The sequence below is a fragment of the Streptomyces sp. NPDC058964 genome (assembly GCF_042741275.1).
Lineage (GTDB): Bacteria > Actinomycetota > Actinomycetes > Streptomycetales > Streptomycetaceae > Streptomyces.
This window is the reverse complement of sequence record NZ_JBHYKH010000886.1, coordinates 1-1,919: the sequence shown is the minus strand read 5'-3', so window position 1 is coordinate 1,919 and position 1,919 is coordinate 1. Positions and strand designations below refer to the sequence as shown.

1 protein-coding gene is annotated in these 1,919 nt (G+C 73.2%); it reads right to left on the bottom strand.

The annotated features are described in order from the left end of the window. On the bottom strand, positions 1 to 1,919 hold a 1,919-nt coding region (locus tag ACFW2E_RS45995), incomplete at both ends, for a DEAD/DEAH box helicase (protein WP_384477915.1).

Below are 1,919 nucleotides of genomic sequence, written 5' to 3'. Positions count from 1 at the left end.
CGATGCGGTCCTCGACCGTGCCCTCGGCGATCAGCCGGTGCACCTGCACGGGCCGGGTCTGGCCGATGCGGTACGCGCGGTCGGTGGCCTGCGCCTCCACGGCGGGGTTCCACCAGCGGTCGTAGTGCACCACGTGCTCGGCCCGGGTGAGGTTGAGGCCCGTGCCCGCGGCCTTCAACGACAGGAGGAAGACCGGTACTTCACCGTCCTGGAACCGCCGTACCAGGGTGTCGCGGTCGGTGACGGGCGTTCCGCCGTGCAGCAGCTGCGACGCCACGCCGCGAGCCGCCAGATGCCGCTCGAGGAGGCGGGCCATCCGCACGTACTGTGTGAAGACCAGAACGCCCGCCCCCTCGCAGAGGATCGTGTCGAGAAGCTCGTCCAGGAGCTCCAGCTTCCCCGAGCGTCCGGCGATCCTCGGAGAATCCTCCTTGAGGAACTGCGCCGGGTGATTGCAGATCTGCTTCAGACCGGTCAGCAGTTTCACGATCAGCCCGCGCCGAGCCATGCCGTCGGCCGCCCGGATCCGCTCCAGCGTCTCGCGCACCAGGGCCTCGTACAGGCCCGTCTGTTCTCCGGTGAGCGCGACGGGATGATCCGTCTCGGTCTTCGGCGGCAGTTCGGGCGCGACACCGGGGTCGGACTTGCGGCGCCGCAGCAGGAACGGCCGCACGAGCCGGGAGAGCCGCTCCGCGGCAGCCGGGTCCCGGCCGCCTTCGACCGCCTGCGCGTACCGGCCGCGGAAGGTGCCGAGACGGCCCAGCAGTCCGGGTGTCGTCCAGTCGAGGATCGCCCACAGCTCCGACAGGTTGTTCTCGACCGGGGTGCCGGTGAGCGCCACGCGCGCTCGTGCGCCGATGGAGCGCAGGGCTCGCGCCGTCGCCGAGTACGGGTTCTTCACGTGCTGGGCCTCGTCGGCGACGGCCATGCCCCACGGCACCTCGCCGAGGCGTTCGGCGTCCATGCGCAGGGTGCCGTAGGTCGTGAGGACGAACTCGCCGTCGGCCGTCGCGTCGAGGCTGCGCCGGGGGCCGTGGAACCGGCGCACCGGTGTGCCGGGGGCGAACCTCTCGATCTCGCGCTGCCAGTTGCCGAGGAGGGACGCCGGGCAGACGACGAGCGTGGGACCGGCGGTCGACGCGTGCGTCTGCCGGTGCAGATGCAGCGCGATGAGCGTGACCGTCTTGCCCAGGCCCATGTCGTCCGCCAGACAGCAGCCCAGGCCCAGAGAGGTCATCCGGGCCAGCCAGCCGAAGCCCCTGAGCTGGTAGTCCCGCAGGGTGGCATCGAGGGCGGCCGGCGGGACGACCGGTTCCTGTGCCTCCGGGGCCGTGAGCCGTTCCCGCAGTTCCGCGAGCCATCCCGTGGCCCGCACGCCTGCGCGGACGCCGTCGACGTCCGCCGAGCCGGTCAGCGCGGCGCCGAGAGCCGCGATCGGGGTGATCTCACGGTTGTGCCGTGCTCGGGCATGGCGCACCTCCTGGGGGTCGACCAGGACCCACCGGTCGGACAGCCTCACCAGCGGACGCTTCGCCTCCGCCAGACGGTCGAGCTCCTCCGGAGCCAGTTCCCGCCCGTCCAGCGCGAACCACCAGCCGAGAGTGAGCCGGGCGTCGGCGGAGAGGAACGACGGTGGCTCCGCCGGACCTTTGTCCCGCCCGGTCCCGTCCTCCTGCGGACCGACGGCCACGTGCGTGGAGAGCCCGCGGGACAGTTCCACGGGCCAGTGCACGTCCACGCCCGCCGCGGCGAGCGCGCGGGTGCCGTCACCGAGGAGCTCCGCGACCTCGTCGTCCGCGAGTTCCACGGCGTCGGGCACGCCCGCCGAGAGCAGGGGCGTCAGCGGCGGCCAGGCGCGTGCCGCGCGGCGCAGCGCCACCGCGACGACCCTCCGCACGCGGGGGCCGAGGCGCCCGAGC